Raw genomic sequence first — 4806 nt, forward strand, 5'->3', positions numbered from 1 at the left:
CTATAGCCGTTTCTATAACTTGTTTGATCTCTTGCTCACCTGCCTGATGATATCGCCCTAAGAGATGTTGATGATCATGGGGAACTCGAATCTCTCCTAATTTATCAGTCTTTATTCGCTTTCCGCCTATAATTAAAGGAATTTCTACTTCTTTGCTCCTAAGTTCCTGAATTTTTTTCTTCAGAACTTCGCGTTCAGGTGTTCCTGGACCATAACTAAAAACTGGTTCATTAACCGGTTTTGGTACTTTAAAAGAACCTAACATGTAAGACCCCCTATATTTATTTGACAAATCAAATAGTTTCTTGGACAGAGATATTGTTTACTAGGGCATTTAGAACTATTCAAATTTTTGATACCATCAAAAAATCATGCAAAAAATCCAATCTTTTATCTTAATTAAAGCAATTCTTGCGAATTCATTGAGAGGATTAATTTATGAATAACATCGAGAAGTTTAATAGATTGGACGGTGTTTGGACTCCCAAGGCTATATTGGGAGACGTTAAGAAAGTCGCCAAGGCTTTACCAGAAAATTTTGTAGATTGTATCATCACCTCTCCGCCCTATTGGATGCAAAGAGATTATGCCCATCCCGATCAGGTGGGTAGAGAGGAAACTCCAGAAGATTATGTTAATGAAATTGCTTCAGTATTCGAGATCTTAGCACCTAAACTGAAGAAAACGGGCACAATCTTCCTTAATGTTGGGTATAAGTATCTTAACGGAGAATTTATTTTAATCCCGGAAATGATAGCGCTGGAGATGAAAAAAAGAGGTTTTATGTTAAAAAATAAACTTATCTGGTTCAAACCAAACGCTATGCCCACACCTGCAAGAGATAGATTCAATGATGTATATGAGCCGGTCCTATACTTCATTAGATCAGAAGGGAAGGACGTTCACTATTTCAATCTTGAACAAGTCTCCCAAAAGGCTAAGACATTTAATGATTATGAAAATTTACTGAAAATCCTGCCTGAAGAATTGATTGGGGCAAAGGTTATTGATTCCCTCTCAATGCGAAAGAGTGCAGAAGGAAAAGTGATTGGTGTCCGCTATATATCAGACGATCCTACTGAAGTTCTAGTTATATGGGAGAATAACACTCAAGAGTGGATACCCTTTGGTAAAACAATGAAAAATTATCCAGAATCAGTGAATTTCAATTGTCCTAAATGTGGGGAAGTTATCAATTGTTGGAATATAAGACTCTCATTTGCAAATCTCGGAGAAATGGTATGCCCAGAATTTAAATCACTCCTCTGTGAGAGTTCAGAAACTTTTCCGACACCCGAACTTGAAAATACGACTAAATCGAAAGCTAAAATTCAGGAACTAGTTGATCCTAATACTGACGCAAAAAAGTATATTACAAAAAGTCCAAAAAGCAGCAAATTTTTGAAGGCAAATATGAAAAAAACCACTATGGCTTCGCCAGCAGGTCGGCTTGCTATTGAGGGCGAATATTTGACGATAAAACGTAGATGGGATGTTCCTCAACTGCTCATCGCAAAATATCTAAGATATTGGAAGAACTATACGGGGATTACCATCGGAGATATAGATAAAAAATTGGGATATGCCCATACAGCAGGGCACTGGTTTAGACTTGATTTTGGATGGTGGGGAAAAGGAGGTTCTATACCACGACCTACAGACTGGAAACGTCTTAAAAAGTTATTAAAATTTGATGATATTTATGAAAAGTTAGTAACTGAGAAAGTAGCCGTCCTTCAAACTGTTAAACCCCACGAGGAGGGAAAAAATCCAGGTGATGTCTGGGAGATAATGCTTGAACAGTATCCTGAAGCGCATTTCTCGATTTTTCCTACCAAATTGGTCGAAACTGCGATGAAAGCAGGTTGTCCCTTAGGAGGAGTCGTGTTAGATCCATTTGCTGGCTCTGGAACTGTGGGAGAAGTAGCTATTAAACTGGGGAGAAAAGCAATATTAATAGAATTGGTTCCTCAGTTCTTAGAATTGATGAAGAAAAGATTTCAAGAACAAATCGAAATTATATCTCTTTAAGTTGCCAATTTTGGGAGGAATAATGATAAATCCATAGACGTTGAGTTGCATGAATGATACGTTTAACGCAACTCATGTTTCCTAAACAAAAGAACTCACGAGATTCAGAACTCAAATGTTTTACAATGGCGACACACGCAAGTTTCACAGATCGTTCAGACGCGCTCCCAGATCAGATGGGCAGTCTGCTGTATGCTGGCCGCTAGAAAAGGGGGTGTACTTAATGATAATCTATCCTCTTCAAATTCAAAGAAACGGAACTGATCCACACCACTCCAGTTAGGAAAGAAACTGACTTCAATGTTATGAATGACTTTGTCTCCTTGAACTTTATACTTTCCTCAATAGGAGACATAGGTATCGGCGGCTGCTACCTTCTCTTCAGTTGTTCCTCCCCGGAAGTCGCCAGAAGCAAATTTGGGACGGTTACCACTCATGATGGCTACGGACATATATCCGTCCTCATTATACATGATATACCCAACAAAGTCTCGGCCGAATGGGTAGCTAACTTGGCCATCCGCTCTTCTATATTCCAATGATATGAGTCTCCAAGTCCCGACAAAAGGGTTTTGTGTCATTCTCTCACCTATTTCAATTTTAATATTTGTTATACAAATGCAGTAATTTAAACATTAATAATTGAATTTTCAAAAAATAAAAAGGTAAAATAAACGTCAATTCGCGGTAAAATATAATATCCGTAAACGTCGATATGAAGCACTATACAAAACATATACCCCAATGATACCTTTTATGAGACACTCACAAAGTTCCTTACAATATCACTCGCGATGGAATTAAATGGACTTCAGATGGAATTGAGTTTGAGAAATTCGCAGATCTAGTTGATGCATACATTGTATACCAAATTATATGTATTATGTAGTTTTAACAAATCATAATTCTTATCAAAAAGAGTGTTTTTAATTCTAATAAGACTAATTTTGCTCAACAAACTAATTATTTAGCGATGGATGATTTCCGTCATCTTTTCAAAACTTTTTGGATATGTTTCTCAAGGAATGGTAAGGCTAACCCTATCACAACTAAAATATCAATGATTATGAACCAAAAAAGGAACTGTGACATTCTAGCCAACATAATTAATTGCTGATAAATAATAACAGCAAAGAGCACTAATGTGACTAGTGGAACTATTGTTTTCAGTCTCTTGTCACTCAACAAGTGCTCGAGCTTCATGGTGAAATTTCTTGTTTTTGAATCATCTTCGGAGGGCTCTGCCATAATACTCACATGAAAATTCTTAACTATTCTTTGGATTCATATTGTGATTCAGATATTGCTTTGAATCATAAGCACGAATATAATAAACCGAGTATTCTTCATTATAATGTGTCGAACGTTAAATTAAAATTCTTTCCGATAGAATTCTTTAAAGATCACGTAATCGCAATGCAATAAGAGTGAATCAGATGTCAACTATAAAAGTGAAATTCTTTGCACGTATCAGAGAGATAGTCAAAACACCAAAAGCCGAGATAAGCGTAAATGATAAGATCAAATTAATCGATTTTATGAATCTATTGGCAGAGAAATATGGACCTGAATTTAGAGAATACGTGTTTAAGGCAGATCAAATTGCTAGTCATATTATGCTCATGATTAATGGAAATGCAGCGAAAAATCATGATGTATTCCTTGAAGAAAATGATACTTTGGCAATCTTACCCCCAGTAGGTGGTGGGAACAATTATCATTAGTTTAATTAAACTTCATAAAACTTCATATATTTGGGCATGTATTCTTTGTTTTACGCTGATAGTCCCTTTAAGACGGACTTCGATGCTTTAAAAAAGGATCTCGTAGCAAGATTATACAGGGTGTCTTAATGGGCGCGATAACCATTCCTGGGGCGATCATCACCTTAGATGATAGTGCGTTATTGGACGACCTTATGAAACGTTTCGGTAACGCCCGTAGGCGCGCTTTTTCCATGAAACGCAAAGGCTTGACGACATCCTGTATCGAAACTATTCTTCAACAAGATATTAAACTCAACGCTAGATATATTAAGGACGCTTATTACTCCATCAATAATTTACCCTGCAATACCACCTTTGGCGGCTTGAAGAACCAGCGGTTGCGCGAGAACGGCAAAATCACCAAAGAAGAATATAAAAAACGCCGAAATGCGATCCTGCTTTCACGTGGGGAGCGGTCTAAGAATGGCAACCTTAACCTCAGAATCGACCTTGACACCATGCAACTGCGTATCAATACCTGTTGCCACGATAAGAATAAAAAGTGGATATTTGTGAGGATTTTAATCCCGCAGAAATACCTCGACAAATATGGTAGGTATCTGGACGGTTCAAACTCTTATACCGTGCAGATTAAGCGACGCAACTTTGACCGGGGCTACGACCTGCGCATCAGCATCAAACTATCCTGTATGCTTCGGGAGTCCTCGCGGGTGATGTCTTTAGATATAAACGCAGGACATACTGATTTCGCAGTGATGAACAAAAGCGATGATATGCTTGTAGCGATAGGAAAGTTCAACCATCACGAGACACAGCATACCCGATGGGGAAAGCGCGACTGTCTGTTGAATAAATTGGTGAACAAGATCGGCAATCTGGCACGACATTATGATGCGGAGGTAGTGGTGGGACATCTCAATACGGGAAAGTTTTGGAGTTACAACAAGAAGGCTACGCGGAAGATCCGCCAACTGCCGCAGTATCAATTTCGGCAATTGCTGAAACGGTTGGAGTTGCAGGGAATAAAGGTGAGTGAAAGGTCGGAGGC

4 protein-coding genes and 2 pseudogenes are annotated in these 4806 nt (G+C 38.2%); 4 read left to right on the forward strand and 2 right to left on the reverse strand.

Features of this window, described 5'->3' with window-relative positions:
• Positions 1-265 (reverse strand): annotated as a pseudogene (locus QVB70_RS14130) (1-pyrroline-5-carboxylate dehydrogenase); the annotation flags it as partial.
• Positions 266-438: 173 nt separating this feature from the next.
• Between QVB70_RS14130 and QVB70_RS14135 the strand changes: the two are divergent.
• Positions 439-2031 (forward strand): site-specific DNA-methyltransferase, encoded by a 1593-nt coding sequence (locus QVB70_RS14135; protein ID WP_287587503.1) that lies wholly within the window; start codon positions 439-441, stop codon positions 2029-2031.
• Between the two features lie 53 nt (positions 2032-2084).
• Entirely contained in the window at positions 2085-2237 is a 153-nt protein-coding gene (locus tag QVB70_RS14140) for a hypothetical protein (protein ID WP_287587505.1), read from the forward strand.
• Here QVB70_RS14140 and QVB70_RS18590 read toward each other — a convergent pair.
• Positions 2187-2612 (reverse strand): annotated as a pseudogene (locus tag QVB70_RS18590) (lipocalin-like domain-containing protein). The gene QVB70_RS14140 and the pseudogene QVB70_RS18590 sit on opposite strands and share 51 nt — an antisense overlap.
• A gap of 855 nt (positions 2613-3467) precedes the next feature.
• Between QVB70_RS18590 and QVB70_RS14145 the strand changes: the two are divergent.
• Both QVB70_RS14145 and QVB70_RS14150 read left to right on the forward strand, forming a co-directional pair.
• The gene (locus tag QVB70_RS14145) at positions 3468-3755 is read left to right on the forward strand and encodes a MoaD/ThiS family protein (protein WP_287587507.1); all 288 of its coding nucleotides are present in this window, start codon (positions 3468-3470) and stop codon (positions 3753-3755) included.
• A gap of 128 nt (positions 3756-3883) precedes the next feature.
• On the forward strand, positions 3884-4806 hold a 923-nt coding region (locus tag QVB70_RS14150), incomplete at its 3' end, for a hypothetical protein (RefSeq protein WP_287587510.1).

It is taken from the genome of Candidatus Borrarchaeum sp., from assembly GCF_019058535.1.
GTDB lineage: Archaea > Asgardarchaeota > Sifarchaeia > Borrarchaeales > Borrarchaeaceae > Borrarchaeum > Borrarchaeum weybense.